A 787-nucleotide genomic window follows, 5' to 3' on the forward strand; every position below is an offset into this window, starting at 1 on the left:
AAATATGGCGCTGAACTGCATGGTGGTAGATGATGATGAGTTAGCCAGACTTATGATCAGAAAATACGTTGAGAAAACGGACTTTCTTGAAATGACCCATGAAATGTCTAATGGGATTGAGGCTTCCAATATCCTGCTTCAAAAAGATAATCCAGATGTAGATATCATATTTCTTGATATAGAAATGCCAGAAATGTCAGGTATTGAACTGATGGAATCTTTGACTGCAGATTATCAGGTCATCATGATCACATCAGCTGAAAAGTATGCTGTACGAGCATTTGAAAAGAATGTGACCGACTATTTGGTTAAACCTTTTAGTTATGGTAGGTTTCTAAAAGCAGCTGTAAAAGCTAACGAGACTTTAGAGAATCTACGTAAGAAAGCAGAGAGTTTTCATGAGTTATATGTAAAATCTGATTCAAGAATTTACAAAATCATTCTAGACAATATTCTTTTTATAGAGGCCATGGCTGATTATGTGATTTTCAACACAATCAGTGGGAAACACATTGTACACCATACAATGAAAGGTATAGAAAAGAAGCTTCCAGCCAGCACATTCGGACGTGTGCACCGCTCATATATCATCAACTATGATAAGATCAATTACTTTGAGGATATGAATGTAGTGATCAATGATAAATATATTCCTGTTGGAGTTTCCTATAGAGAAAAGGTATTTGAACGATTGAATATGCTGTAGTTCTTACATTCTCTTCAAACAAAAAAGGCCTTGCTTGAATATTCAAGCAAGGCCTTTTTTGTCTGTCAGTCCCTATTCTTA

Annotated in this window: 1 protein-coding gene; it reads left to right on the forward strand. The window is 35.5% G+C overall.

What is annotated here, in order from left to right; translation table 11 throughout:
• Window positions 1-4: 4 nt before the first annotated feature.
• Entirely contained in the window at window positions 5-706 is a 702-nt protein-coding gene (locus ABJH98_RS11010) for a LytTR family DNA-binding domain-containing protein (RefSeq protein ID WP_348307724.1), read from the forward strand.
• Window positions 707-787: the final 81 nt, after the last annotated feature.

It is taken from the genome of Reichenbachiella sp., from assembly GCF_039969095.1.
Classification (GTDB): domain Bacteria; phylum Bacteroidota; class Bacteroidia; order Cytophagales; family Cyclobacteriaceae; genus Reichenbachiella.

What these genes read in the sequence shown, in the direction of transcription:
- ABJH98_RS11010 (WP_348307724.1), top strand. Translation starts at nt 5, where the DNA reads ATGGCGCTGAACTGCATGGTGGTAGATGATGATGAGTTAGCCAGACTT.